The 26,555-nt window shown below is 59.9% G+C and carries 25 protein-coding genes; 10 read left to right on the forward strand and 15 right to left on the reverse strand.

From position 1 onward, the window contains the following. Window positions 1-61: 61 nt before the first annotated feature. From thrC to xerD, 4 genes are all read right to left on the reverse strand, one after another. Window positions 62-1,471 carry a threonine synthase gene (gene thrC / locus PSJE_RS12195; RefSeq protein WP_057713418.1) on the reverse strand — a complete coding sequence of 470 codons (1,410 nt, stop codon included), beginning with the start codon at window positions 1,469-1,471 and terminating at the stop codon, window positions 62-64. Window positions 1,472-1,537: 66 nt separating this feature from the next. Further along, entirely contained in the window at window positions 1,538-2,842 is a 1,305-nt protein-coding gene (locus PSJE_RS12200; RefSeq protein WP_057713417.1) for a homoserine dehydrogenase, read from the reverse strand. Window positions 2,843-2,975: 133 nt separating this feature from the next. Beyond that, the gene (gene dsbC / locus PSJE_RS12205) at window positions 2,976-3,707 is read right to left on the reverse strand and encodes a bifunctional protein-disulfide isomerase/oxidoreductase DsbC (protein ID WP_057713416.1); all 732 of its coding nucleotides are present in this window, start codon (window positions 3,705-3,707) and stop codon (window positions 2,976-2,978) included. 266 nt (window positions 3,708-3,973) lie between these two features. Then, window positions 3,974-4,870, reverse strand: coding sequence for a site-specific tyrosine recombinase XerD (xerD, locus tag PSJE_RS12210; RefSeq protein WP_056853624.1), 897 nt, complete (start codon window positions 4,868-4,870; stop codon window positions 3,974-3,976). A gap of 107 nt (window positions 4,871-4,977) precedes the next feature. On the opposite strand from xerD, the gene PSJE_RS12215 reads away from it, so the two are divergent. Next, a complete protein-coding gene (locus PSJE_RS12215) occupies window positions 4,978-6,789 on the forward strand; it encodes a cation:proton antiporter (RefSeq protein WP_090457557.1) in 1,812 nt (603 codons plus the stop codon). A gap of 204 nt (window positions 6,790-6,993) precedes the next feature. On the opposite strand, the gene rplS is transcribed toward PSJE_RS12215, so the two are convergent. The 5 genes from rplS to ffh form a co-directional block, all read right to left on the reverse strand. Next, entirely contained in the window at window positions 6,994-7,344 is a 351-nt protein-coding gene (rplS, locus tag PSJE_RS12220; RefSeq protein WP_003175895.1) for a 50S ribosomal protein L19, read from the reverse strand. A gap of 45 nt (window positions 7,345-7,389) precedes the next feature. Beyond that, window positions 7,390-8,142, reverse strand: a complete 753-nt coding sequence (gene trmD, locus PSJE_RS12225) for a tRNA (guanosine(37)-N1)-methyltransferase TrmD (protein ID WP_007897583.1) — start codon at window positions 8,140-8,142, stop codon at window positions 7,390-7,392. Window positions 8,143-8,144: 2 nt separating this feature from the next. Continuing rightward, window positions 8,145-8,681: a ribosome maturation factor RimM gene (gene rimM, locus PSJE_RS12230; RefSeq protein WP_057713414.1), complete on the reverse strand. Its 537-nt coding sequence runs from the start codon at window positions 8,679-8,681 to the stop codon at window positions 8,145-8,147. Window positions 8,682-8,686: 5 nt separating this feature from the next. Further along, on the reverse strand, window positions 8,687-8,938 hold the full coding sequence (gene rpsP / locus PSJE_RS12235) for a 30S ribosomal protein S16 (RefSeq protein ID WP_007972721.1): 252 nt from the start codon (window positions 8,936-8,938) through the stop codon (window positions 8,687-8,689). A 250-nt stretch (window positions 8,939-9,188) separates the two neighbouring features. Then, window positions 9,189-10,565, reverse strand: a complete 1,377-nt coding sequence (gene ffh / locus PSJE_RS12240; protein WP_090457559.1) for a signal recognition particle protein — start codon at window positions 10,563-10,565, stop codon at window positions 9,189-9,191. Between the two features lie 210 nt (window positions 10,566-10,775). Here ffh and PSJE_RS12245 point away from each other — a divergent pair, with 210 nt between their 5' ends. The 5 genes from PSJE_RS12245 to rlmF all read left to right on the forward strand — a co-directional run bounded on the left by PSJE_RS12245 (window position 10,776) and on the right by rlmF (window position 18,937). Further along, window positions 10,776-11,588 carry a cytochrome C assembly family protein gene (locus tag PSJE_RS12245; protein WP_090457561.1) on the forward strand — a complete coding sequence of 271 codons (813 nt, stop codon included), beginning with the start codon at window positions 10,776-10,778 and terminating at the stop codon, window positions 11,586-11,588. A 12-nt stretch (window positions 11,589-11,600) separates the two neighbouring features. Then, window positions 11,601-12,833 carry a transporter associated domain-containing protein gene (locus PSJE_RS12250; RefSeq protein WP_090457562.1) on the forward strand — a complete coding sequence of 411 codons (1,233 nt, stop codon included), beginning with the start codon at window positions 11,601-11,603 and terminating at the stop codon, window positions 12,831-12,833. Window positions 12,834-13,242: 409 nt separating this feature from the next. Next, complete coding sequence (locus tag PSJE_RS12255) at window positions 13,243-14,559, forward strand: MFS transporter (RefSeq protein WP_090457564.1); 1,317 nt, start codon at window positions 13,243-13,245, stop codon at window positions 14,557-14,559. A 239-nt stretch (window positions 14,560-14,798) separates the two neighbouring features. Next, window positions 14,799-17,645, forward strand: a complete 2,847-nt coding sequence (locus tag PSJE_RS12260) for a valine--tRNA ligase (RefSeq protein WP_090457566.1) — start codon at window positions 14,799-14,801, stop codon at window positions 17,643-17,645. 269 nt (window positions 17,646-17,914) lie between these two features. Then, window positions 17,915-18,937: a 23S rRNA (adenine(1618)-N(6))-methyltransferase RlmF gene (gene rlmF, locus PSJE_RS12265; RefSeq protein ID WP_090457568.1), complete on the forward strand. Its 1,023-nt coding sequence runs from the start codon at window positions 17,915-17,917 to the stop codon at window positions 18,935-18,937. Window positions 18,938-19,111: 174 nt separating this feature from the next. On the opposite strand, the gene PSJE_RS12270 is transcribed toward rlmF, so the two are convergent. Continuing rightward, window positions 19,112-19,393 (reverse strand): HU family DNA-binding protein, encoded by a 282-nt coding sequence (locus PSJE_RS12270; RefSeq protein WP_007905514.1) that lies wholly within the window; start codon window positions 19,391-19,393, stop codon window positions 19,112-19,114. A 396-nt stretch (window positions 19,394-19,789) separates the two neighbouring features. Here PSJE_RS12270 and yejK point away from each other — a divergent pair, with 396 nt between their 5' ends. The 4 genes from yejK to PSJE_RS12285 all read left to right on the forward strand — a co-directional run bounded on the left by yejK (window position 19,790) and on the right by PSJE_RS12285 (window position 22,365). Then, window positions 19,790-20,794 carry a nucleoid-associated protein YejK gene (gene yejK / locus PSJE_RS12275; protein ID WP_008018580.1) on the forward strand — a complete coding sequence of 335 codons (1,005 nt, stop codon included), beginning with the start codon at window positions 19,790-19,792 and terminating at the stop codon, window positions 20,792-20,794. After that, window positions 20,794-21,144, forward strand: coding sequence for a glutaredoxin family protein (locus PSJE_RS12280; RefSeq protein ID WP_057713407.1), 351 nt, complete (start codon window positions 20,794-20,796; stop codon window positions 21,142-21,144). Before yejK ends, PSJE_RS12280 begins: the two co-directional genes overlap by 1 nt. An 82-nt stretch (window positions 21,145-21,226) precedes the next feature. Beyond that, window positions 21,227-21,532 (forward strand): IS3 family transposase, encoded by a 306-nt coding sequence (locus PSJE_RS31615; RefSeq protein WP_008047186.1) that lies wholly within the window; start codon window positions 21,227-21,229, stop codon window positions 21,530-21,532. Then, window positions 21,529-22,365: an IS3 family transposase gene (locus PSJE_RS12285; RefSeq protein WP_235863952.1), complete on the forward strand. Its 837-nt coding sequence runs from the start codon at window positions 21,529-21,531 to the stop codon at window positions 22,363-22,365. The genes PSJE_RS31615 and PSJE_RS12285 overlap by 4 nt, the downstream gene beginning before the upstream one ends. A gap of 127 nt (window positions 22,366-22,492) precedes the next feature. Here PSJE_RS12285 and PSJE_RS12290 read toward each other — a convergent pair whose 3' ends face one another. The 5 genes from PSJE_RS12290 to PSJE_RS12310 form a co-directional block, all read right to left on the reverse strand. Next, the gene (locus tag PSJE_RS12290; RefSeq protein ID WP_090457569.1) at window positions 22,493-23,428 is read right to left on the reverse strand and encodes a glutathione S-transferase family protein; all 936 of its coding nucleotides are present in this window, start codon (window positions 23,426-23,428) and stop codon (window positions 22,493-22,495) included. A gap of 88 nt (window positions 23,429-23,516) precedes the next feature. Further along, window positions 23,517-23,837: a GIY-YIG nuclease family protein gene (locus PSJE_RS12295; RefSeq protein ID WP_090457571.1), complete on the reverse strand. Its 321-nt coding sequence runs from the start codon at window positions 23,835-23,837 to the stop codon at window positions 23,517-23,519. A 40-nt stretch (window positions 23,838-23,877) separates the two neighbouring features. Further along, on the reverse strand, window positions 23,878-24,348 hold the full coding sequence (locus PSJE_RS12300) for a nuclear transport factor 2 family protein (RefSeq protein WP_057713404.1): 471 nt from the start codon (window positions 24,346-24,348) through the stop codon (window positions 23,878-23,880). A gap of 111 nt (window positions 24,349-24,459) precedes the next feature. Further along, window positions 24,460-25,764, reverse strand: a complete 1,305-nt coding sequence (locus tag PSJE_RS12305; RefSeq protein ID WP_090457572.1) for a CynX/NimT family MFS transporter — start codon at window positions 25,762-25,764, stop codon at window positions 24,460-24,462. After that, window positions 25,754-26,413 carry a FadR/GntR family transcriptional regulator gene (locus PSJE_RS12310; protein ID WP_090457574.1) on the reverse strand — a complete coding sequence of 220 codons (660 nt, stop codon included), beginning with the start codon at window positions 26,411-26,413 and terminating at the stop codon, window positions 25,754-25,756. The genes PSJE_RS12305 and PSJE_RS12310 overlap by 11 nt, the downstream gene beginning before the upstream one ends. Window positions 26,414-26,555 lie beyond the last annotated feature (142 nt).

Raw genomic sequence — 26,555 nt, forward strand, 5'->3', positions numbered from 1 at the left:
GCATGCAGAAATGAAAAAGCCCGTCAGGAGACGGGCTTCAAAATGTAACAGTGCTGACCGGTTACAGCGGCTTGCCGCGGTTGCCATGCTGGCTGACAAAGGCCTGCACGGCCTTCAGGTCATTTGGCAATACGGTGCAACGTTCGTCTCGCTCAAACAAATCAGAAAGATGTACCGGCAGTTCGAGCGCTTTTCCTACACCGGCTTTTTCCACGGCGTCCGGGAATTTGACCGGGTGGGCGGTGCCCAGGATCACCATTGGAATATCCAGGCTGCGACGGCATTCCCGGGCAGCTTTCACGCCGATGGCTGTGTGTGGATCCAGCACTTCGCCAGTCTGCTCGTAGACTTCGGCAATGGTTTCGCAGGTTTGCGCGTCATCCACGGCCAGCGAGTCGAACAACTTGCGGGCTTCGGTCCAGCGCTCTTGCTCGACGCTGAAACCGCCACCCTGCTTGAACGAATCCATCAGCCCGGCGATGGCCGCACCGTTGCGACCATGCAGGTCGAACAGCAGGCGTTCGAAGTTCGACGAGACCATGATGTCCATCGACGGCGACAGCGTGGCGTGCAGGGTGTCCTTGACGTACTGATTGCCGCTCATGAAGCGGTGCAGGATGTCGTTGCGGTTGGTGGCGACGATCAACTGATTGATCGGCAGGCCCATGTTGCGCGCCAGGTAACCGGCGAAGATGTCGCCGAAGTTGCCGGTTGGCACCGAGAACGACACCGAACGCGCCGGGCCGCCCAACTGCAGGGATGCGTGGAAGTAGTAAACGATCTGGGCCATGATCCGCGCCCAGTTGATCGAGTTCACCGCGACCAGGCGAGTGCCTTTGAGGAAGCTCTGATCGGCGAAGCTCGCCTTGACCATTTCCTGGCAGTCATCGAAGTTGCCTTCGATGGCGATGTTGTGGATGTTCTCGCCGAAAATCGTGGTCATCTGCCGACGCTGCACCTCGGACACACGGTTGTGCGGGTGCAGGATGAAGATGTCGACGTTTTCGCAATGCTTGCAGCCTTCGATGGCGGCCGAGCCGGTATCACCGGAAGTAGCGCCGACGATCACCACGCGCTCGCCGCGCTTTTCCAGCACGTAGTCGAGCAGACGACCGAGCAGTTGCAGGGCGAAATCCTTGAACGCCAGGGTCGGGCCGTGGAACAGCTCCAGCACCCATTCGTTGCCGTTCAGCTGACGCAACGGCGCAACGGCGCTGTGGGCGAACACGCCGTAGGTTTCTTCAAGAATCTTTTTGAAATCGGCGTCCGGAATGCTGCCGGTGACGAACGGGCGCATGACGCGGAAGGCCAGTTCGTGATACGGCAGGCCGGCCCAGGAGGCGATTTCTTCCTGGGTGAAACGTGGCAGGTTTTCCGGGACGTACAGACCGCCGTCGGTGGCAAGACCAGCCAGCAGGACGTCTTCGAAATTCAGGGCCGGTGCCTGGCCGCGGGTACTGATGTAACGCATGACTGACTCCAATGGACAGTGTTCGTAGTGCCGGGCCCGCAAGCGAGCCCGGTCAACGATATCGGCTTAGTTCAGGTGCTCGACACGGATCCGTACGACCGGACCGACCACACCCGCCAAGGCCTCCAAAGCAGCGATGGCGTCGTTGATGCGCTGTTCCACCACACGGTGGGTCAGCAGGATCATCGGCACCAGGCCGTCGTGCTCCTCGGCTTCCTTCTGCATGATCGACTCGATGTTGATGCCGCGCTCCGAAAGGATGCTCGCGACCTGAGCCAATACGCCCGGATGGTCCTTGGCCTGGATGCGCAGGTAGTAGGCGCTTTCGCAGGCTTCGATCGGCAGGATCGGGTGAGCCGACAGCGAATCCGGCTGGAACGCCAGGTGTGGTACGCGGTTTTCCGGGTCGGAAGTCATGGCGCGGACCACGTCCACCAGGTCGGCGATCACCGACGAAGCGGTCGGTTCCATGCCGGCGCCAGCGCCGTAGAACAGGGTCGAACCGGCAGCATCGCCGTTGACCATCACCGCGTTCATCACGCCGTTGACGTTGGCGATCAGGCGATCGGCCGGGATCAGCGTCGGGTGCACGCGCAGTTCGATACCGGCCGCGGTGCTGCGCGCCACGCCCAGGTGCTTGATGCGGTAGCCCAGCGCTTCGGCGTAGTTCACGTCGGCGGTGGTCAGCTTGGTGATGCCTTCGGTGTAAGCCTTGTCGAACTGCAACGGAATACCGAACGCGATGGATGCCAGGATCGTCAGCTTGTGAGCGGCGTCGATACCCTCGACGTCGAAGGTCGGATCGGCTTCGGCGTAACCCAGGGCCTGGGCTTCGGCCAATACGTCTTCGAAGGTGCGACCCTTCTCGCGCATTTCCGTCAGGATGAAGTTGCCGGTGCCGTTGATGATGCCGGCTACCCAGTTGATGCGGTTGGCGGACAGGCCTTCGCGGATCGCCTTGATCACCGGGATGCCACCGGCCACCGCCGCTTCGAACGCAACGATCACGCCCTTCTCGCGGGCCTTGGCGAAAATTTCATTACCGTGAACGGCGATAAGCGCCTTGTTCGCGGTGACCACATGCTTGCCATTCTCGATGGCCTTGAGTACCAGCTCGCGGGCAACGGTGTAGCCGCCCATCAGCTCTATGACGATGTCGATCTCAGGGTTCGTGGCCACTTCGAAGACATCGTTGGTAATCGCAATACCGGTCGTTTGGAACTGAGGCTTTGGCGTGCGCATGGCAATTTGTGCCACTTCGATTCCACGCCCGGCACGACGAGCAATTTCCTCGGCGTTGCGCTGAAGTACGTTGAAGGTACCGCCACCGACGGTTCCTAACCCACAGATGCCTACTTTGACCGGTTTCACTGTGAACTCCCCATAAAACGGCCGACTCGAGGCCGGCCGTGAAAACAACCGCAGACTCGCGGCTCTCTATTGATGGCCCGGCGAATGTCGCTACCGGACCATGATCGTCAAGGCTTGCCGTGACGATGCGAATTTACTTCGCGCCCAGCGCCAGTTTGGCGACTTGTGGCGCAGGCTGGTAGCCCGGAATGACCTGACCGTCGGCCAAAACGATGGCCGGTGTGCCATTCACGCCGATCGACTGGCCGAGGGCGAACTGTTTGGAGACCGGGTTATCGCACTTGGCGGCCTTGATTTCCTTGCCGTCGACCATTTTGTCCATGGCCGCTTTCTTGTCTTTCGAGCACCACACCGCTTGCAGTTGCTCGTCACCCGGCGAGCCCAGGCCCTGACGCGGGAACGCGACGTAACGCACTTCGATGCCGCGTTTGTTCAGTTCAGGCACTTCGGCGTGCAGCTTGTGGCAGTACGGGCAAGTGGTGTCGGTGAATACGGTGATGTGCGACTTGGTTTCGCCAATGGCCGGGTAGACAACGGTTTCGGCAACCGGGATGGCGTTGATCAGCTTGGAGATGCCCTGGCGCTCGGTCTTCTCGGTCAGGTTGACCGGCTTGCCGTCCTTGAGATCGAACAGGTAGCCCTGAACCACGTACTGGCCGTCGGCGCTGGCATACAGCACACGGCTGCCCTTGAGCTTGACTTCGTACAGGCCTGGCAACGGGCTGGCGGTGATGGTCTCTACCGGCACTTCGAGCTGGAGGTTTTCCAGGCTTTTACGAATGGCTTTGTCGGCCGCGTCATCGGCGACGGCAAAGGTGCTGACCAACGCAATGGCTGCGGCGGCGAAAATCTGGGTCAGACGCATGAGAACTCCTGAAGGCGGACAAATGGGACGATCAGAACGCCCGTGCCGAAACACCGGGTCATAAACGCCCATCGTGCAAACCGGCCCAGCCTATCACATAAGGCCCACATGGCCGAATGCACCTGATGCAAGACATTTGTGGCGACACAATCTCCTGTGGGAGCGGGCTTGCTCGCGAGAGCGTCGTATCAGGCGAAATCAATGTTGTATGTGCCGACCTCTTCGCGGGCAAGCCCGCTCCCACAGAAAAGCGGATCTCGGGAAGTTCACCCGCGTGGATGATGCTTGGCGTGCAAATCCTGCAAGCGCGCCCGGGCAACATGGGTGTAGATCTGCGTCGTAGACAAATCGCTGTGCCCCAGCAGCATTTGCACCACCCGCAGGTCTGCACCGTGATTGAGCAGATGCGTGGCGAAGGCATGGCGCAAGGTGTGCGGCGACAGCGACTTGCCGATCCCGGCCACCTTGGCCTGGTGCTTGATCCGGTGCCAGAAGGTCTGACGGGTCATCTGCTCGCCACGCTGACTCGGGAACAACACATCGCTGGGACGCCCGCCGAGCAGTTCGCCACGGCCATCGCGCATGTAGCGCTCGACCCAGACAATTGCCTCTTCACCCATCGGCACCAGACGCTCCTTGCTGCCCTTGCCCATCACACGCAGCACGCCCTGACGTAGATTGACCTGCTCCAGCGTCAGGCTGATCAGCTCTGTCACTCGCAGGCCGCAGGCATACAGGACTTCAAGCATGGCCCGGTCACGCTGGCCAATGGCTTCGCTCAGGTCCGGCGCTTTCAACAGCGCCTCCACGTCGGCTTCCGACAAGGATTTCGGCAGCGGCCTACCCAGCTGCGGCATGTCGATGCGAAGGGTCGGATCGACGGCGATGAGTTTTTCCCGCAGCAAATAGCGATAGAACCCACGCACACCGGAGAGAAATCGCGCAGTGGAACGAGGCTTGTAGTTTTGTTCCAGACGCCAAGCCAGGTGATCAAGGATCAGTTCGCGGCCAGCGTTGATCAGCTCCAGCCCTTTTTCCTGCAACCAGCCGTTGAACAGCGCCAGGTCACTGCGATAGGCATCGCGGGTGTTGTCGGAAAGACCTTTCTCCAACCACAGGGCATCGAGGAATTGGTCTATCAGCGGGTGATCGATGGCAGGCATGGGTACTCGAATCATGCAGCCTTGAGGCTGCACGCAAAATTAAGATTGGACATGAAAACGGCCGCTAGTCTTTCATAGGCCGCCATTTCAAGGAACAGGGAGCAGCAATGAGCGAGCAGCAGATTTTATTGGCATTTGGCGGGATAGGCGCGGCGGCGCTGCTTTGCCAATGGCTGGCCTGGCGCTTGAAATTGCCGGCGATTCTTTTTCTGCTGCTGACCGGCATCCTGGCTGGCCCCGGGCTGCACTTGCTCGACCCGCAAGAAATGTTCGGGCCATTGCTGATGCCGCTGGTGTCCTTGGCGGTGGCGCTGATCCTGTTCGAAGGCAGCCTGACCCTGCATCTGTCCGAGTGGCGCGAAATCGGCAGCGTCGTCCATCGCCTGGTCACCATTGGCGCCCTCTCCACCTGGGTGGTCATTGCTGTCGCCACTCACTGGCTGCTGGGGTTCGACTGGTTGCTGGCCATCCTGTTCGGCAGCCTGACCCTGGTGACAGGGCCGACCGTGATCGTACCGATGCTACGCGTCGTGCGCCCGAAAGCGTCGATTGCCAATATCCTGCGCTGGGAAGGCATTGTCATCGACCCCATCGGCGCCCTGCTGGCGGTAGTCGTCTATAGCTTCATCATTGCCAGTGCCGAAGGTAACGGCCTCAAGGAAAGCCTGCTGACCTTCGGTGGCGTGATTTTGTGCGGGAGCCTGTTCGGTATTTTGGGTGGCTGGTTACTCGGCACCCTGATTCGCCGCCAGTGGCTGCCGGAATACCTGCACAACCTGGCGGCGCTCGCGGCAGTCCTGGGTATTTTCATTGCCTCCAACGAGGTCACCCATGAATCCGGGTTGCTGGCCGTGACACTGATGGGCATGTGGCTGGCCAACATGAAAGGCGTGGATGTACGGCACATCCTGCATTTCAAGGAAAACCTCAGCGTATTGCTGATCTCCGGCCTGTTCATTCTGCTGGCGGCACGGCTGGACCTGAACGCCATGATCGGCCTCGGGCCTCTGGTGCTGATTTTGCTGCTGGTCATTCAGTTCATCGCCCGCCCTTTGAATGTGCTGCTGAGCACGGCGGGCTCCAGCCTGGGTTGGCGCGAACGGACGCTGCTGGCGTGGATTGCCCCAAGGGGCATCGTGGCAGCGGCGGTGTCGGCAATCTTCGCCATTCGCCTGCATGAGGCCGGTCACCAGGGAGCGTTGCTGCTGGTGCCGCTCACCTTTGCGGTGATCATCGGCACAGTGGTGTTGCAAAGCGCCACGGCACGACCGCTGGCGCGCCTGCTGAAGGTGGCGGAACCGGCACCGAGCGGCTTTCTGATCATCGGCGCCAACGGACCTGCGCGCACGCTGGGCAAGGCCCTGCAGCAACTGGGCAGTCGCGTACTGTTGACGGATTCGAGCTGGGAAAACATTCGCGCAGCCCGGATGGAAGGCTTGCCGACCTATTTTGGCAACCCGGCCTCGCAACATGCCGATGCGCATCTGGATCTGGTCGGCCTCGGGCATTTGCTGGCGTTGTCACCGTCCGGGGAGTTGAACACCCTCGCCGCAATGCGTTTTCGCCATGATTTCGGCCATCAACGGCTGTTCGGACTGGCCAGCGGCCAGGAGAGCCGACGCACCGACAAGCATCGCGCCAGCCATGAACATCGCGGGCGTTTGCTAGGCAATGAGGAGTTAACCTATATCAAGCTGGCCAATCAGCTGCATCAGGGGGCTGAGTTGTACAGCACGAACCTGACCGAGGGCTTTGGCTGGGAGGATTATCAGGCGTTGCACGGCGAGCGTGCGACTCTGCTGTTTGCTCGTGATGACAGTGGCTGGGTGCATGTGGTGACGCCGGACAGTGCGGTCAAGCCTTCAGCAGGGTGGACGTTGTTGGCGTTGATTCAGCCTGAAACCAGCGACGCTACGTAAATCGCATCGCGAGCAAGCTCGCTCCCACAGGGGATCTATGGCGTTCACAGGCATTGTGGTCGCAGAAGATCTACTGTGGGAGCGAGCTTGCTCGCGATGGCCGCAACCCGGTCTCGCGTCAGGCCGCGATCCGGAGAATTCGTTAAACCGCAGGCAACAAAAAAGCAGCCCGCAGGCTGCTTTTTTTTGCATCGGAAGCTGGACTTAAGCCAGTTTTTCCTTGATGCGAGCTGCTTTGCCCGACAGGTCGCGCAGGTAGTACAGCTTGGCTTTACGTACGTCACCGCGACGCTTGACAGCCATGCTGTCGATTTGCGGGGAGTAGGTCTGGAAAGTACGCTCTACACCAACACCGTTGGAGATTTTACGAACGGTGAATGCACTGTTTACGCCGCGGTTACGCTTGGCGATAACAACACCTTCGAACGCTTGCAGACGCGAACGGTCGCCTTCCTTCACTTTCACCTGAACGACAATGGTGTCGCCCGGGGCAAAGGTAGGGATCTCTTTGGTCATCTGCTCTGCTTCGAGTGCAAGGATGATTTTGTTAGTCATGCTGTGCTCCTAAGGTAAATCGTCGGATCTACCATCGATACGTTGTTAACTATCGTCCCGCTCGCGGATGTATTCCTCGAGCAGCTTCTTCTCTTCTCCAGAAAGCGAGCGGCTTTCCAGAAGATCGGCGCGTCGTTCAAAGGTCCGACCAAGGGACTGCTGTAAACGCCAACGCCGGATGTGCGCGTGATTGCCACTTAGCAATACGTCGGGAACACGCTGATCCGCATACACCTCCGGTCGGGTGTAGTGCGGGCAATCCAGCAAACCATCCGTAAAGGAATCTTCCTCTGCGGAGTCCGCATGCCCTAAAGCTCCAGGCAGCAGTCGTGTAACCGCATCGATCAGGACCATCGCCGGCAGCTCGCCGCCAGACAGTACATAGTCGCCAATCGACCACTCTTCATCGACATGAGCATCAATAAAACGCTCGTCAATGCCTTCATAGCGGCCGGCAATCAGGATCAATGCATCCAGATTCGCCAACTCGCGTACCGCCGACTGAGTCAGTTGACGGCCTTGGGGGGACAGGTAAATCACCTTCGCCGCCTCCCCGGCTGCTGCCTTGGCCTGAACCAGAGCATCTTCCAGGGGCTTGATCTTCATCACCATGCCCGGACCACCGCCAAACGGGCGATCGTCCACAGTGTGATGTCGATCCGTCGTGTAGTCTCGCGGATTCCAACAGGTGAGCTGCAAGAGCCCCTGTTTCACCGCCCGACTGGTGATGCCGTACTCGCTGATGGCGGAAAACATCTCGGGAAACAGACTGATCACTTCTACGCGCAAGTTAGCCACGCTTAGAAATCCGCGTCCCAATCCACCTTCATCTCGCCCGCGGCCAGGTCGACGGCCAACACGCATTGCTCCGTATAGGGCAACAGGCGTTCGCGATCATCCAGGCTGCCAGCGCAAGGCTTGACCACCATGACATCGTTCGAGCCGGTCTCCAGCAGGTGATCGATTTTTCCGAACAGTTGTCCGTGCGTATCGATGACCTTGAGACCTTCCAGCTGGTACCAGTAGTACTCGCCGTCGGTCAGTTCAGGGAACAGGTTGCGCGGCACGCAGATCTCATAACCGGCCAGAAGACGAGCTTCTTCGCGATCATCGAGACCCTTGAGCTTTGCGACCAGGAACTTGTCATTCCCGCGTCCGCTGACCAGCTCTACCTGCTTTACATTACCGTCACGCTTGAGCGTCCAGGTTTTGTAGTCCAGCAGGTTTTTAATCGGATCAGTAAAGGAGTACACCTTCACTTCGCCGCGAACGCCGTGAACAGAATAAATCTTGCCGATAACGATCAAATCATCAGCAATGGCTGGCGTCGCGTTCATATTGCTCAGGCCGCAGCCTTAGCAGATTCCTTCAACAACTGAGCAACGCGCTCAGAAGGTTGTGCACCAACGCTCAGCCAGTAGGCTACGCGCTCTTGGTTCACGGACAGACGAACTTCCTGACCACGGGCAACAGGGTTGAAGTAGCCAACCTGTTCCTTGTGCGAACCGTCGCGCGGGTTGCGGCTGTCGGTTACGGTCAAGTGGTAAAACGGGCGCTTTTTGGAGCCGCCAAGGGCAAGACGGATTGTTAGCATGTGAACATCGTTCCTGTAGTCGGTGCTGCAAATCTAAAGGCACAGCGGGCATGGGTGCCCGAAAGGCCGCATATTCTAAGGAATATCCGGACTTTTGCAAATGACTTTTTCCGGCGGTCTATCGGCCGCCATGCAGATTTGCTATAGAGCCGTCGTTGAAAACGGCCGGTCAGCTCCCGCCAAGTGCGGGTTTGCTGGAGATCCCGCTTCCTTGCGGGTCTGCGCCGGTGCGATGACCGGCGCGGATTCTTTACATCTTTGGCATGCCGCCGCCGGGCAACATTCCGCCCATGCCGCGCATCATCTTGGCCATTCCGCCTTTTGCAGAGAACTTCTTCATCATCTTCTGCATCTGCTTGTGCTGCTTGATCAAGCGGCCGATGTCCTGCACCTGGGTGCCGGAACCCATGGCGATCCGGCGCTTGCGCGAACCACTGATCATCTCAGGGTCACGGCGCTCGGCCGGGGTCATGGAGTTGATGATGGCTTCCATCTGCTTGAATTGCTTCTCTGCCGCACCCTGGGCGTTGCCCATTTGCGCCAGGTTCACGCCACCCATGTTCGGCAGCTTGTCCATGAGCCCGCCGAGGCCGCCCATGTTCTTCATCTGTTGCAGCTGATCGCGGAAGTCTTCGAGGTCGAAGCCCTTGCCCTTCTTCAGCTTCTTGGCCAGTTTGTCGGCCTTGTCCTTGTCGAGGGTCGCTTCCGCCTGCTCGATCAGACTGAGCACGTCGCCCATGCCGAGGATGCGCGAGGCGATACGCTCAGGATGGAACGGATCGAGCGCTTCGCTCTTCTCGCCCATACCGATGAACTTGATCGGCTTGCCGGTGATGGCGCGCACCGACAGTGCGGCACCGCCACGGGCGTCGCCGTCGACCTTGGTCAGGATCACACCGGTCAGCGGCAATGCATCGCCGAAGGCCTTGGCCGTGTTGGCGGCGTCCTGGCCGGTCATGGCGTCGACCACGAACAGGGTTTCGACCGGGTTGATCGCGGCGTGCAGGGCCTTGATCTCGCCCATCATCTCTTCATCGATGTGCAGGCGACCGGCGGTATCGACGATGACCACGTCGATGAATTTGAGTTTGGCTTCCTTAATAGCCGCTTGCGCGATCGCGACCGGCTTCTGGCTCAGGTCGGACGGGAAGAAGGTAACGCCGACTTCACCGGCGAGCATTTCCAGTTGCTTGATCGCCGCTGGACGATAAACGTCGGCGGACACAACCATGACCGACTTCTTCTTGCGCTCTTTAAGGAAGCGCGCGAGCTTGCCGGCGGTGGTGGTTTTACCAGCGCCCTGCAAACCTGCCATGAGGATGACCGCTGGCGGCACTGCGCTCAGGTTCAAATCTTCGTTGGCCGCGCCCATCAGGCTTTCGAGTTCGGCCTGGACGATCTTCACGAAGGCCTGGCCCGGCGTCAGGCTGCGTGACACCTCTGTGCCGACGGCGCGTTCCTTGACCGAATTGACGAAGTCCTTGACCACCGGCAGGGCGACGTCGGCTTCGAGCAACGCCATGCGCACTTCGCGCAGGGTGTCTTTGATGTTGTCTTCAGTCAGCTTGGCCTTGCCGGTGACATGGCGCAGCGTCTGCGAGAGACGGTCGGTTAAGTTTTCAAACATTGCGCGATCCTTTCAGGCCCTGTGTAGACCGGGATAATGGCGGCCCGGACCGGACTAAACGTGTGCTCGGCGAGCCTGCGGCGTGGGCAGGTCGCGGATTATAGCGAAGACTGCGGCCGGCGGACACCTCGCCGTCGGGTTGCGCGGTCTTTCGTGTGGCGGGGGTTCTATGCCAAACTCAGCGACTTTCGGGCTTGCCTAACAGGATTTATGCTCCCCTTGTCACCCAGCTTGCTAACTACTCTCGCCGCCGCCTGCTTGTACGCCGCTGCGACCATTTACCAGGGCACTCGCCTGGCGTCCGGCGCCAAGGTCAACAAACGCCTGCTGGTCATGCTCGGCGTGCTCGCCGTATTGGCCCACAGCGTCAGCCTGCTCACCCACCTGCTGACCCCGACCGGCCTGGCCCTGGACTTCTTCAGTGCCGCCAGCCTGATAGCCGTGGCGGTCATCGCACTGACCCTGCTGGCCTGCTCGCGGATTCCGGTGGAGAACCTGCTGGTCCTGCTGCTCCCGCTTGGGGCCTTGACCGTGTTGCTGGCGCATTTTGCTCCCGCCGGCACGGTACAGGTCATCGTTGAGGAGCCGGGCATCCTCGCCCACATCCTGCTTTCGATCCTGGCCTACGGCATGTTCACCATCGCGGTGTTCCAGTCTTTGTTGCTGCTGATTCAAGACCATCAGCTCAAGCACAAGCACCCATCCGGGCTGATCAAGAACTTCCCGCCACTGCAAACCATGGAAAGCCTGCTGTTCGGTTTCCTCTGGGCCGGCTGGACGCTGTTGTCGCTATCGCTGATTTCCGGCTGGCTGTTCGTAGAGAACCTGTTCGCCCAGCATCTGGTGCACAAAACACTGCTGGCCTGCCTGGCCTGGGTCGTTTTCAGCGTGCTGCTGTGGGGACGCAATCGCCTTGGCTGGCGCGGGCACAAAGCCATTCGCTGGACCCTGGCCGGTTTTTGCCTGCTGATGCTGGCGTATTTCGGCAGCAAGCTGGTTCGTGAATACATCCTGCATATCTGACGGGCGGCATTAATGGACGACTTGCCCATAGGGCCGATGCTCGCGGTAGTGACCCTGCTGGTTTTATGGTCAGGGCTGTTTACCGCCATCGAAGCGGCGCACCAGCATTTGCTGGCCCAGCGCACCGCAACGCGTTCCAGCGACAAACCGGTAGCGAAACTCAGCTTCCCACTGGCCAGCCTGATTTTTTGCAACACCCTCTGCCGTGCACTCGTGGTGGTCATCAGCACCTTGCTGGCCTTGTTCACCTGGGCCGAGAACGGCCCGTGGGTCGCCTGCCTCGGAGCGGGCGCCATGTTGCTGGTGTTTTCCGACTATTTGCCACGCACCCTCGCCACCCGCTATCCGGATGCGATCCTGGCCCAGGGCAACAACCTGCTACGGTTGCCGCTGAAAATCATCTATCCCGCGGCATGGCTGCTCAACAGCATCAGTCAGTTGCTGACGCGCCCATTCGCCCGTAAAGCCAAAGTGGTGCAACAAAGCGAGGACGAAGCGCTGACGGAGCGGCATGCGCCCTCCGAAACCGCAAGCCGCCCTCACCCGCTGCCAGGCATCCACGCGCTGGACAACATTACCGTCAATGACATCCTGGTACCGCGCAGCGACGTGGACGGCATCAATCTCGATGACTCCATCGAAGAAATCATCGAACAATTGCGCCACAACAAACGCACGCGCCTGCCGGTGTTCCACAGCGATATCAACCAGGTCGAAGCCGTCCTCAACACCCGACACATCCTTCATTTGCTGCCCGATGCGAGCCTGACCAGGGAAGCGTTGCTGGCGGCCAGCCACGAGCCGTACTTCGTGCCGGAAAGTACCCCGTTGCAACTGCAACTGCTCAACTTTCACAAGCAGCAGCGGCGCCTGGGCATGGTGGTCGACGAATACGGCGAAGTGCTGGGCATCGTTACCCTGGAAGACATTCTCGAAGAAATCGTCGGCGAGTTCGAAAGCCAGCAGAGCCTGGACAACCCACACATTCATCCGCAAGCCGACGGACGCCTGGTGATCGACGGTGCCGCGTCCATTCGCGAGCTGAACAAGAGCCTCGGCTGGCACCTGCCCAGCGATGGCCCGAAAACCTTGAACGGCCTGGTGACCGAGGCCCTGGAGACTATTCCCGATAGCGCGGTGTGCCTGAAGATCGGCCGGTATCGCCTGGAAATTCTCGAGACCGAGGACAACCGTGTCACGCGGGTGCTGATCTGGCAGACCAGCTCGATGCCTGTGGTTATCTAAAACCCGACACAAATCCTTGTGGCGAGGGGGCTTGCCCCCGTTGCGCTGCGAAGCAGTGCTAAACCATGCAACTACTTTTCATCTGGTACACCGTGGCTGCCGACTTTACGACTGCTTCGCAGCCGAACGGGGCGGTGCGGCGTTCCGACAAGCCCCCTCGCCACAATGTCCTCGCAAGCCCTCTTGTTCGATCGTTAGCCACCTTCCTATAATCGAAACGCTTACCCAAGCCTCGCCGGCCCCGTGCTTACCCCGCACGTCGCAGCATCCGGCCTGTCCACCAGCAAAGTCCGCAACAAACCGACGACTGTTCCTACCTTGAACAGCGACCGTGCCTCCGCCCACATCCCTGGGTTCTCGACCATAATAATTCGCTCCACTGGAGCACATGACTGTCAGGGATAACCGCATGACGACCAGCACGACTTACAGCGACTCCACACCTGCGCAACCGACGAACTCCGCCACCCGCGTGGCCACCGCAAGCTTCATCGGTACCGCCATCGAGTTCTACGACTTCTACGTCTATGCCACCGCCGCCGCGCTGGTGATCGGCCCGGTGTTCTTTCCGCAGACATCCGGCACCGCCCAGATGCTTTCGGCTTTTCTCACGTTCGGCATCGCCTTCCTTGCACGCCCCTTGGGTTCGGCCCTTTTCGGTCACTTCGGCGACCGTATCGGCCGCAAATCGACCCTGGTCGCCTCGCTGCTGCTGATGGGCGTGTGTACCACGCTGATCGGCGTGCTGCCGGGATACGACAGCATTGGCGCCTGGGCACCGATCCTGCTTTGCGTCCTGCGCTTCGGCCAAGGCCTTGGATTGGGCGGCGAATGGGGTGGCGCGGCATTGCTGGCCACGGAGAACGCGCCGAAAGGCAAGCGCGCGTGGTTCGGCATGTTCCCGCAGCTGGGTCCATCCATCGGTTTTCTGGCGGCCAACGGCCTGTTCCTGACCCTGGCCGTGGTGCTGGATGACGAACAGTTCCGCTCATGGGGCTGGCGTATTCCGTTCCTGCTCAGCGCCGCACTGGTGATGGTCGGCCTGTACGTTCGTCTCAAGCTGCATGAGACCCCGGTGTTCGCCAACGCCATGGCGCGCCAGGAACGGGTAAAGATCCCCCTGTTCGAGCTGTTCGGCCAATACTGGGCGCCCGTATTGCTGGGAGCCGGCGCGATGGTCGTGTGCTACGCGCTGTTTTACATCTCCACCGTATTTTCCCTGAGTTACGGCGTGGCAACGCTCGGCTACAGCCGCGAAACCTTCCTCGGCCTATTGTGCTTCGCGGTGCTGTTCATGGCTGCCGCCACCCCGCTGTCGGCCTGGGCCAGCGACCGTTATGGGCGCAAACCGGTGCTGATCATCGGCGGTGTGCTGGCGATCCTGTCCGGCTTCCTCATGGAGCCCCTGCTGACCCAAGGCTCGACCTGGGGCGTGGCGTTGTTCCTGTGCATCGAACTGTTTCTGATGGGTGTGACATTTGCGCCTATGGGGGCGTTGCTGCCGGAGCTGTTCCCCACCCACGTGCGCTACACCGGCGCCTCGGCGGCCTACAACCTGGGCGGTATCGTCGGCGCTTCCGCGGCGCCGTTCTTCGCCCAGAAACTGGTGGCGATGGGCGGATTGAGTTATGTCGGCGGTTATGTGTCCGCGGCGGCGGTGCTGAGTTTGATCGCGGTTCTGTGCCTGAAGGAAACGCGGCATAACGATTTGAATCAGATCGCCTGACAGATTGCTTTCGCGGGCAAGCCCGCTCCCACAGTTTTTTTGTCGAACCACTATTTTGTGATCGACACTGATCCTGTGGGAGCGTGGCTTGCCCGCGATGGCGTCATTGCAGACAAAACACTCCCCGAAAAACCACAACTTTTCCCCCACCCATTGTCACCTCGCTCTACGCGCATGGGCTCATCCCCGCTATACTTCCCGGCTTTTCCTGAATAAATGCCAATAGGGTCCCGCCGCGCATGGATAAGACCTACCAGCCGCACGCCATTGAAACTTCCTGGTACAACACCTGGGAGTCAGAGAATTACTTCGCCCCGCAAGGCGCGGGCGAGTCCTACACCATCATGATCCCGCCGCCGAACGTCACCGGCAGCCTGCACATGGGTCACGGCTTCAACAACGCGATCATGGACGCCCTGATCCGTTTCCGCCGCATGCAGGGTCGCAACACCCTGTGGCAGCCGGGTACCGACCACGCCGGTATCGCCACGCAGATGTTGGTGGAGCGTCAGCTCGAAGCCAAGGGCCAGAGCCGCCATGACCTGGGCCGCGAGAAATTCCTCGAGAAAGTCTGGGAGTGGAAAGATGAGTCCGGTGGCAACATCAGCCGTCAGATCCGTCGTCTCGGTTCGTCCGTAGATTGGAGCCGCGAGCGCTTCACCATGGACGACGGCCTCTCGGAGGCCGTTAAAGAGGCTTTCGTCCGCCTGCACGAAGACGGCCTGATCTACCGCGGCAAGCGCCTGGTCAACTGGGACACCAAGCTGCACACGGCGATTTCCGACCTCGAAGTGGAGAACCACGACGAGAAAGGTTTCCTGTGGAACCTGAAATACCCGCTGGCCGACGGCGCCAAGACCGCTGAAGGCAACGACTTCCTGATCGTCGCGACCACTCGCCCGGAAACCATGCTCGGCGACTCCGCCGTGGCCGTTAACCCGAACGATGAACGCTACAAAGCCCTGATCGGCAAATTTGTCGAGCTGCCACTGGTTGGCCGCCGCATCCCGATCATCGCCGACGATTATTGCGACCCTGAATTCGGCACCGGCTGCGTGAAAATCACCCCGGCCCACGACTTCAACGACTATGAAGTCGGTAAGCGTCACAACCTGCCGCTGCTGAACATCTTCGACAAGAACGCATCGGTCCTGCCGGCTTGCCAGGTGTTCAACCTCGACGGCACGCTGAACGAAACCATCGACGGCAAGATCCCGGCCGAATACGCCGGTCTCGACCGCTTCGAAGCGCGCAAGCAGATCGTGGCCGCGTTCGACGCCGCCGGCCTGTTGGTCAGCGTTGACGATCACGCCCTGAAGGTACCGAAAGGCGACCGCTCCGGCACCGTCATCGAGCCTTGGCTGACCGACCAGTGGTACGTGTCCACCAAGCCTTTGGCCGAGCCTGCGATTGCCGCCGTTGAAGACGGTCGTATCCAGTTCGTGCCGAAGCAGTACGAAAACATGTACTTCTCGTGGATGCGCGACATCCAGGACTGGTGCATCAGCCGCCAGTTGTGGTGGGGCCACCGGATTCCGGCCTGGTACGACGAGTCGGGCAAGGTCTACGTCGGTCGCGACGAAGCCGAAGTGCGGGCCAAGCACAACCTCGGCCCGGACGTTGCGCTACAACAGGACAACGACGTTCTCGACACCTGGTTCAGCTCGGGCCTGTGGACGTTCTCCACCCTCGGCTGGCCGGAAAAAACCGAGTTCCTGAAGAAATTCCACTCCACCGACGTCCTGGTGACTGGCTTCGACATCATTTTCTTCTGGGTTGCCCGGATGATCATGCTCACCATGCACTTGGTGAAAAACGAAGACGGCACTCCGCAGGTTCCGTTCAAGACCGTCTACGTCCACGGCCTGGTGCGCGATGGCCAGGGCCAGAAGATGTCCAAGTCCAAGGGCAACGTCCTGGACCCGCTGGACATCATCGACGGCATCGAACTCGAAGCCCTGGTGCAGAAGCGCACCTCCGGCATGATGCAGCCGAAACTGGCGAAGAAGATCGAGAAGCAGACCCGCGACGAGTTCGCCGAAGGCATCGCCAGCTACGGCACCGACGCCCTGCGCTTCACCTTCTGCTCGCTGGCGTCCACCGGTCGTGACATCAAGTTCGACATGGGCCGCGTCGAAGGCTATCGCAACTTCTGCAACAAGATCTGGAACGCGGCGCGCTACGTACTGGACAAGGGCGAAGACTGCGGCCAGAACGGCGAAGCCTTTGAGCTGTCCCTGGCTGACCGCTGGATCATTTCGCAGCTGCAGCGCACCGAAGCCGAAGTGACCCGCCAGCTTGACCAGTTCCGTTTCGACCTGGCAGCACAAGCCTTGTACGAGTTCATCTGGAACCAGTATTGCGACTGGTACCTGGAACTCTCCAAGCCTGTGCTGTGGGACGAAAACGCACCGGTCGAACGCCAGCGCGGCACCCGTCGCACCCTGGTGCGCGTGCTGGAAGTCGCCCTGCGCCTGGCGCACCCGTTCATGCCGTTCATCACCGAAGAAATCTGGCAGCGCATTGCGCCGCTGGCCGGCATCGAAGGCAAGACGATCATGCTGCAACCTTGGCCAGTGGCCAACGAAATACGCATCGATCAGGCCGCCGAAGATGACATCGAATGGCTCAAGGGCCTGATGCTCGGCACCCGTAACATCCGTGGCGAAATGAACATCGGCCCGGGCAAACCCCTGCCGTTGTTCCTGAAGAATGTCAGCGCCGAGGACCAGCGTCGCCTGACCGAGAACGAAGCTCTGCTGAAGAAGCTGGCGCGCCTGGAATCGATCACCGTACTGGCTGCTGGCGAAGAAGCACCGCTGTCCGCCACCGCGCTGGTCGGCGAGATGGAAGTGCTGGTGCCAATGGCCGGCTTGATCGACAAAGGTGCGGAACTGGCGCGTCTGGACAAGGAAATCCAGCGTCTGCAAGGTGAAGTGCAACGAGTCGGCGGCAAGCTGTCCAACGCCGGTTTCGTTGACAAGGCACCGGCTGAAGTCATCGAGAAAGAACGCGCCAAACTGGCCGAGGCCGAACAGGCCCTGGGCAAGCTGGCCGAGCAGCATGCGCGGATTGCCAGTTTGTAACGGCGAGTCGCAATGAAAAAGGGAGGCCAGCAATGGCCTCCCTTTTTTGTGCCTGTTGTCCCATTTTCCCAAACGCCAAAAATCCCCTGTGGGAGCGAGCTTGCTCGCGATGAGGCCATAACATTCAACATCAATATTGACTGACCGACCGCCATCGCGAGCAAGCTCGCTCCCACAAGGGACAGCGGTGTTTGCCACAATTGGGTTCACACGGGCCGGATGTGGGACAATGCCCGCCACTTTTAGCCATACCCGAATCGACCACCGCCATGACCGCCCCCCGCTCCCCCAAGCCTGCGCGCAAAAAGCCTGCCCCGAAGACCCCGGCCACGGCCGTCGCCCCGAAGGAAAAGGCCAGCCTGCACCCGCGCAATCGCCATCAGGGTCGCTACGACTTTCCGGCGCTGATCAAAAGTGCCCCGGAACTGAAGAAATTCGTAATCATCAATCCGTACGGCAAGGAAAGCATCGACTTCGCCAGCCCGGAAGCCGTGCGGGTGTTCAACCGAGCGCTGCTCAAGTCGTTCTATGGCATCGCTCACTGGGACATTCCGGCCGACTACCTGTGCCCACCGGTGCCAGGCCGCGCCGATTACGTGCACTTCCTCGCCGACCTGCTGGCCAGTGGCAATGACGGTGTGATCCCCCGTGGCGCCGCAGTGAAGGTGCTGGACATTGGCATGGGCGCCAACTGCGTGTATCCGCTGATCGGTTACAGCGACTATCGCTGGCAGTTCCTCGGTTCCGATATCGATGCGACCGCCATCGCCGCGGCGAAGGCCATCATTCAATCCAATGGCCTGAACAAAGCGATCCAGGTACGCCAGCAGAGCAACCCCAAGCAGATCCTCACCGGCCTGCTGGAGAGCGCAGAGCGCTTTGACCTCACGATGTGCAACCCGCCGTTCCACGCCTCGCTGGACGAGGCCACACGGGGCAGCACACGCAAATGGCGCGCCCTGGGCAAGGCCGATCCGAAACGCAAGCTGCCGGTATTGAACTTTGGCGGCCAAGCGGCGGAATTGTGGTGTGAGGGCGGAGAAGTGCGTTTCGTCACGCAACTGGTCAGCGAGAGTGTGCAGGTGGCGCAACAAGTGCTGTGGTTCAGCACACTGGTGTCGAAGGCGTCGAACCTGCCGGCGATCCAGGCGGCCCTGAACAAGGCTGGCGCGCTGGACAGTCAGGTAGTGGAAATGGGTCAGGGACAGAAGCAGAGCCGCTTCGTGGCGTGGACTTTCCAGAATCCAGTCCAGCAACAGGTTTGGCGCGAACGTTGGGCGCCTAAAAACTAAAACACGTCCACCTGCAGGAGCGAGCCTGCTCGCGAAAAACCTGAGAGCAACGCGTTCATTCAGACTGCCCGCGTTATCGTTTGCGCCCATCGCGAGCAGGCTCGCTCCTACAATCGCAGGCACAAAAAAACCGTGCCCGGATCGCTCCGGTGCACGGTTTTTTTTTAACAAGTCTTACTTGTTAACAGCGTCGGTCAGGCCTTTGGCCACAACCAGCTTGATCACTTTCTTGGCAGCGATTTCGATGGCAGCGCCAGTCGAAGGGTTACGGCCAGTACGGGCAGGGCGCTCAGTCACTTTCAGCTTGCCGATACCTGGCAGAGTGATTTCGCCGCCGTTTTCCAGCTGATCGGCAACGATTTGGCCCAGTTGGTCCAGAGCGTTACGCGCGGTGGTTTTCGGCGCGTCGATAGCTTCAGCGATGTCGGCGATCAGTTGGTCTTTAGTAAGAGCCATTTAGTGTTCCTTCCCTATCAAATTCATATGGATTGCAGAGTGCAATGTCAGCTATCGAGCCCGATCTTCTGGATCTGGCACCCTCGGCCAAATAACCTCGGGATCGGGGTTATAGATACCGAAATCAGGGTTTGGTTCGACCTGACAAATGCTGACTGCACGCTTAACGCAGTGACTTCGCGCAAGACCGGGCAAAGCTAGCACAGAGACGGGGAAATATCCGCCTCCAGCTACCCATTTGGTCAGCTTTATTGCTCTAAATCGGGAAAAAATCGCATAAGCGCCGCCGGTCGCCCGGGAATTGGCCTTCGCACCGCGCCAAAACCAGTGGTTGCGGTACACTGGGCGCTTTTTCGGGGGAGCGCGCCCTCCTCTCTTCATTCAGCCGAGAAGCCCATGCCGATCCGTCATTGCATCGTCCACCTGATCGACAAAAAACCCGACGGCACACCTGCAGTTCTCCACGCCCGCGACTCTGAACTGGCTGAGTCTGCGGCCATCGAGAACATGCTCGCCGACCTCAACGAAAGCTATAACGCCAAACAGGGTAAAGCCTGGGGCCTGTTCCATCCGGAATCCGGCGCGTTCCCGTTCAGCGGCTGGCTGAAGGAGTACCTCGAGGGCGGTCAGGATTTCACTGCGTTCAGCCGCGTGGCGGTCGAGCATCTGCAGAAACTGATGGAGGAGTCGAACCTGTCGGTCGGCGGCCACGTGCTGTTCGCACACTATCAGCAAGGCATGACCGACTACCTGGCCATCGCCCTGCTGCACCACAGCGAAGGCGTGGCCGTAACCGACGAACTGGACGTGACCCCATCCCGCCACCTCGACCTTGGCCAGTTGCACCTGGCGGCGCGGATCAACGTTTCCGAGTGGCAGAACAACAAACAATCCAAGCAGTACATTTCGTTCATCAAAGGCAAGAACGGCAAAAAGGTTTCGGAGTATTTCCGCGACTTCATTGGCTGCCAGGAAGGCGTCGACGGTCCGGGTGAAACCCGCACCCTGCTCAAGGCCTTCAGTGATTTCGTTGAAAGCGAAGACCTGCCGGAAGACGACGCCCGCGAGAAGACCAAGACCCTGGTGGATTACGCCAGTAGCCAGGCCAAGCTCGGTGAGCCGATGGGCCTGGAAGAGTTGTCGGGGCTGATCGACGAAGAACGCCCGAAGGCTTTCTACGATCACATCCGCAACAAGGATTACGGCCTCTCGCCGGAAATCCCGGCCGATAAACGCACCCTGAACCAGTTCCGCCGATTCACTGGTCGCGCCGAAGGCCTGTCGATCAGTTTCGAAGCACACCTGCTGGGCTCGAAGATCGAGTACGACGAGGAAGCCGGCACGTTGATCATCAAGGGCCTGCCCACTTCGCTCACCGATCAGCTGAAGCGTCGCAACTGATGCTCGGCGGCGTACTGAAGAAATTCCTGCTGATCCTGCTGGTGGTCGTGGCCTATCAGAACTGGGGCAAGATCGAGCGGGTGTTCAATCCATCGCAAGTGGTGTCGGCGCAGACGCAGGCCAAGGCCAACGTTGTGCTCTACGCCACCGAATGGTGTGGTTACTGCAAGCTGACCCGGCGCTTCCTCGATCAGAAAGGCATTGCGTACAAGGAGTTCGACATCGAGAAGGATGCTGCCGCGCGCGAGGACTATCAGGCGCTGGGTGGTGGGGGCATTCCGATCATCGATGTGAACGGGACGCTGATTCGCGGGTATGACCCGGATGCGATTCTGGCAGCGTTGAAGTAACTCTGTAGGAGCGAGCTTGAACTGGCCTAATAATTCCGGACACCTCTTAAGGGCGATATGATTTCGCCAACTTGGAGGTTCCATGAACGAAAGAAAGGTCTATACCCGCGAGTTCAAGCTGCATGCTGCCAGCATGGTGCTTGATGATAACTGCCCGGTTCCAGACGTTTGTGCATCGCTGGATATCGGGCCCACCGCTTTACGGCGTTGGGTCGATCAGGTTCGCAAGGAGCGCGAGGGGCAGCCAGTCAAAGGCACCAAGGCGATTACCGAAGATCAGCGCCAGATCCAGGAACTAAAGGCCAAGATCAAGCGCATGGAGATGGAAGCCGAGATCTTAAAAAAGGCTACCGCTCTCTTGATGTCGGATCCCGATCGTTTTCGATGATTGCGGAACTAAGAGAGTCGTTCCCGACGGCCGTCGTGTGTCGTGTTTTCAATGTGAAGCGCAGCAGTTTTTATGAGTGGCTTCAGCGGCGAACCCAACCGCGGATCAGGCGCGAAGAGCTCAAGCTCAAAGTGGTTGAACTGCACAGCGAAAGCCGCGAAGCCATGGGCTCCAGAATGATCAGCAAGGGCCTGAAGTCCCAAAACATTGCAGTTGGAAGAGGCCTTGTCCGAGCGCTGATGAGGGAGGCCAACATTGTCAGTAAACAACGCCAGCCGCACCCATTCAGATCCAAGGGAGTGGAAGCATTTGTCGCGCCCAATCGGCTCAAGCGCAACTTCAAACCGGCTGCAGTCGATCAGGTCTGGTGTGGCGACGTGACCAGTCTGATGGTGGGCAAACGCTGGGTTCATCTGGCCATCGTCATCGACTTGTTTGCTCGCTGGGTCATCGGTTGGGCATTTTCGCTGGTCAATGACGCCAACTTGGTCAGCAAGGCGCTACGCATGGCGACAGAGGTTCGAACGTGCCCTGCGGGGCTGATGTTTCACTCGGATCAGGGTTGTCAGTACACCAGCCGCAAGTTTCAAGAAGAACTGAAGCGTCGTGACATATTGCAAAGCATGAGCCATCGCGGGCAGTGCTGGGACAACGCTCCAACAGAGCGATTTTTCGGCACGCTGAAATCAGAATGGGTGCCTCGTAGTGGCTACAGCAAGATCGAGGAAGCCAAAACCGATATGGTGCGCTTCTTCATGTACTACAACCGCACCAGGCTCCACAGCTACAACAACTATCTGTCGCCAATAGCCATGGAGCAAAAAGCGGCATAAACACCGTAACCGGTGTCCGGGATTACTTGACCAGTTCAGCTTGCTCGCGATGAGGCCAACACAGCCAACAATTTTGTTGAATGTCAGTCCGCCATCGCGAGCAAGCTCGCTCCCACAAGGTTTTTTTTCAGCAGGCTTCGATCCGGAAACCAAACCGCGGGAAGTGCACATGCACCACACCGCCGCGTTCGTCCTCTCGCCGTACAATCAGTTCTTCGCGGCCGGCAAACAGTAATTCCCCCGCCACCGGATCAACACCGTAGTCCGTGGCCGCGATGACCACCTGCTGACCCGCCGTGAACCCGTTGGGATCGACGAATTGCTCATCCGGCAAAGCCGCTGGCGTGGACGTGCGCGCCACTGCCAGAGCCTCCTCGGAACTCATCTCGCTGGATGCGCCATGACCGAAGCCCAATACCCGCGCATGCCATGCATTGACTGCCGGATAAGCTTCGACCAGCGGAGCCGTCACCGGCGTGGCCTTGAGGAACCAGAGGCAATGAGCCAGGGCGAAGTCGGCAATCGACGGCTCGCCAAACAGGTAGTCACCCTCCTCGCGCTGCAACTGCAGCTCCAGACGCGACATGATCGTCGGCCACTGATGCTTCGCCTGTTCGGTAGACAATTTTGTCGCGCTACCACCACTGAACAAACCGGCGCGGTCGGCCAGAAACGCCTTGATCGCTTCCTGCGGTAAATTACCGAAACGCACGGCAATCGATTCCGGCTGGAACACCAGGCTCACCGCATGCTGGAACACCACCGAATCAGCCCAGGCGGCAAAGGACGCAGCGATCATTTCCTGACCTTCCGGGAAGAACGCCGGCAAGGCCTTTTCCTGCTCCAGTCGCCGGGCAATCAATGCCGTGTCGCAATAGATATCGGCACCGACCTGCAACACCGGTGTCTTGCGATAGCCACCGGTCAACGCCGTGAGATCCGGTTTTGGCATCACTGGCGAGATCTTCACCGAGCGCCAGGACAAGCCCTTGAAGCCCAGCAGCAGGCGGGCCTTCTCGGCAAAGGGGGACGTCGGGTAATGATGCAGAATCAACTCGGACATGCTCGGCTCCGCCGCAAGGATCAGGAGTCCGCAGCTTAGCGCGCAATCACCTGGCAGCCTACAGATCTGCCTGATGGGAACCGATCAGTCAGAGTGATAAGCCAGGGGCTGTGCTCGCTGCACTCGCCACCAGGCATTCCTTGGCGCTCTTCTTGAGTTTCTTGATCAGCCGCTCCTGACGCAACGCATCGCTTTTGTCGCGACAGCGTTCGGTGTAGACCAGGGCCATGGCCGGGCTGGAAAGAAAGAATCGCGCGCCCTTGCCGCTTTGATGCTTGGCGAAGCGACGCACGGGATCATCGCTGATCCCACAATAGAGCGAACCGTTGGCCGCGCGAACGAGGTAGACGAACCAGGTTTTGCTCGCGGGGGTGTCGGCGTCGACAAGGCTTTCGCTGAGGGTGGTCACGTAACGATCAGGGCTTGAAGGAAAACAAGCCGCAATCTTATCAGCGACTGGCCTGGAATGCCTTCAGCCCCTTCAGGGCCTGTGAGCGAACGGCGTTGCGAACAAGTGGCGTCCAGCCCAGCAGCAGGCCTTTGAAACCCAGGGCCTGACGTGACCATGTCCACAGGTCGAAACTGTCGTGATGCTCGCAGATCTTGCCATCGCGAAAGACAAAGCGTGCCTGAATGTCATTGACCACGGTATTGCCAGTCTGGCTGAACAGATAGGTCGCGACCCAATGGGCGCTACCGATACGATCATCGGCACGGACATGATCGAAGGTCAGGGAGAAATCCTTGGCGCGGGTGGTGAGCATGCACCACATATCGCCAGCATCACGACCACGAAGCTCGCCGAACGCCGGGTCACTGAACACCACGTCATCGGTGTAGCAGGCAGCCATCGCCTCACCGTCGAGACGCTGGAAGGCCTGGTAGAAACGGGTGATCAAGGCGCTGTGGACTTCACTCATGGGCAGACTCCCTGTTGTGCAATGGGTATCGAAAGATTGCCTGCACGATAGTCTGCAAATGGGTCGAACACTATCGGCATTCGCAAGACGAATACCGACAGTGTGCGGGAATCAGACCTTTTCGCTTTCGACCTGCACGTACAACGCACGTCCGGCCCCCAGGCCGGCGAGGATCGCACCAAGGCCGATGACACCGAAGATCCAGCCCACGGCCGTCCAGCCGCCGGTCCAGTCATGCACGATGCCGACCGCAAACGGCCCCATGGACGCCAGGGTGTAACCGAAGCCCTGGGCCATGCTCGACAGGTTCGCCGCAACGTGGGAGTCCCGCGAGCGCAGCACGATCAGGGTCAATGCCAGGCTGAACGCGGCGCCCTGCCCCAGCCCCAGCACAATCGCCCAGCCCCACAGACCTTCAATCGGGGCGTACAGGCAACCGAACAGACCGCCGAGGGTCAGGGCCATCACGATCACAATCGCCAGGCGCTGATCCTTGCCGCGCGTCGCCAGCCATGGCGCGGCGAGGGAGCTGACCAGTTGAACGATCACCGAACCCGACAGCACCAGACCGGCCTGGGTCGGGGTCAGGCCGCGCCCGATCAGGATCGACGGCAACCAGCCGAACACGATGTAGGCCAGGGACGATTGCAGGCCCATGTACAAGGTCACTTGCCAGGCCAGCGGATCGCGCAGCAATCCGCGAACCCGGTAGGCGACGTTGTGCGCGCCGTGTTTCTGGCCGACTTGCGGCAACCAGAACAGCGCCGCCGCTAATGCCGGAATAACCCAGAAGCCGAGGCCCATCGCCCAATTCTTGTCGAAGTGTTCACTCAACGGCACGGTCGCACCCGCCGCCATCGCCGCGCCCAGGCACAGGGCCATGGTGTAGACACCGGTCATGGTCCCGGCCTGTTTCGGGAAGTCGCGCTTGACGATGCCCGGCAGCAACACGCCAATCACGCCGATGCTGGCACCGGCCAGCACACTGCCGGCAAACAGACCGATTTCACCGAACGAACTGCGCAGGATGATCCCGCCCGCCAGGGTCAGAAGAATGCCCAGCACCACCTGCTCCGCACCAAATCGCCGCGCCAGCACGGGTGCCAACGGCGCAAACAGGCCAAGGCAAAGCACCGGCAACGTGGTCAGCAACCCCGCCGCGGACGCCGACAAGCCAAGGGACTTCGAGACCTCGCTGAGCATCGGCGCCATGCTCGACAGCGCCGGGCGCAGGTTCAGCGCCACCAGAATCAGGCCCAGCAGCAACAGCCAGGGCCGGTGCAGAACCGGGTGAGCTTGCTGGACCTGTTCGTCATCGGCCTCGGCATCGATCAGCAACTCTTCCAGCTCGGCCGAACGTTTGAGGGCTGTGGATAACTCACTGCGGTGCATGGACTTCTCGGTTTCAAGGTTCATTGATCAACTGCCTCGACAGGGCTTTGGCTCGTTCCGGGTCGCGTTGCTCGACGGCATCGAGCAACGCGATGTGCAGGTCGAACACTTCCTGACGGCGCGGGACGATGTTCAGGATCTGGCGCAATTGGGCGCCGACGACGCTGGAGAAATAGCGATACAACTCGCTGAGGGTCGGGTTGTGTGCGGCGTCCACCAACCGGCGGTGAAACACCAGGTCGCAGGCGATGTAGGTGTCGAGATCGCCGTGATAGTGGCTGCCGCTGACACTCAGGGCCTCGCGCAAAGCCACCAGATCTTCATCGGTTCGGCGCACTGCCGCCAGGCCAATGGCCTCGACTTCGAGGATGTGCCGGGTTTCCCGGGCCTGATCAAGAGAACAACGGGACAGCGCCTTCAACGTATCGAGCGGATCGACCACCGCCCGCAGGTAACTGCCGTCGCCCTGACGGATTTCGATCAACCCGGAAAACGCCAACACGCGCATGGCTTCGCGCACGGTGTTGCGACTGATGCCCAGCTCGGCGGACAACTCGGGCTCGGTGGGCAAGCGCTGGCCCACGACCCAGGTGCCCTGGTTGATGCGCTGGCGCAACTGATCCAGGGCCTGATCGACCAGGGATCGTTTCACTAATGGAGAAATTTCTGACATGGAATTCGCCCTGTCATCCAATCATAGGATGAATTTTCTGACATGTTAGTCAACATATCCCAGAACGGCAACAGCCCTCCCCCTGTAGGAGCGAGCTTGCTCGCGATGGTCGTCAACGATAACGCTGGTTGGCAGGCACCCC

It is taken from the genome of Pseudomonas jessenii (genome assembly GCF_002236115.1).
Lineage (GTDB): Bacteria > Pseudomonadota > Gammaproteobacteria > Pseudomonadales > Pseudomonadaceae > Aquipseudomonas > Aquipseudomonas jessenii.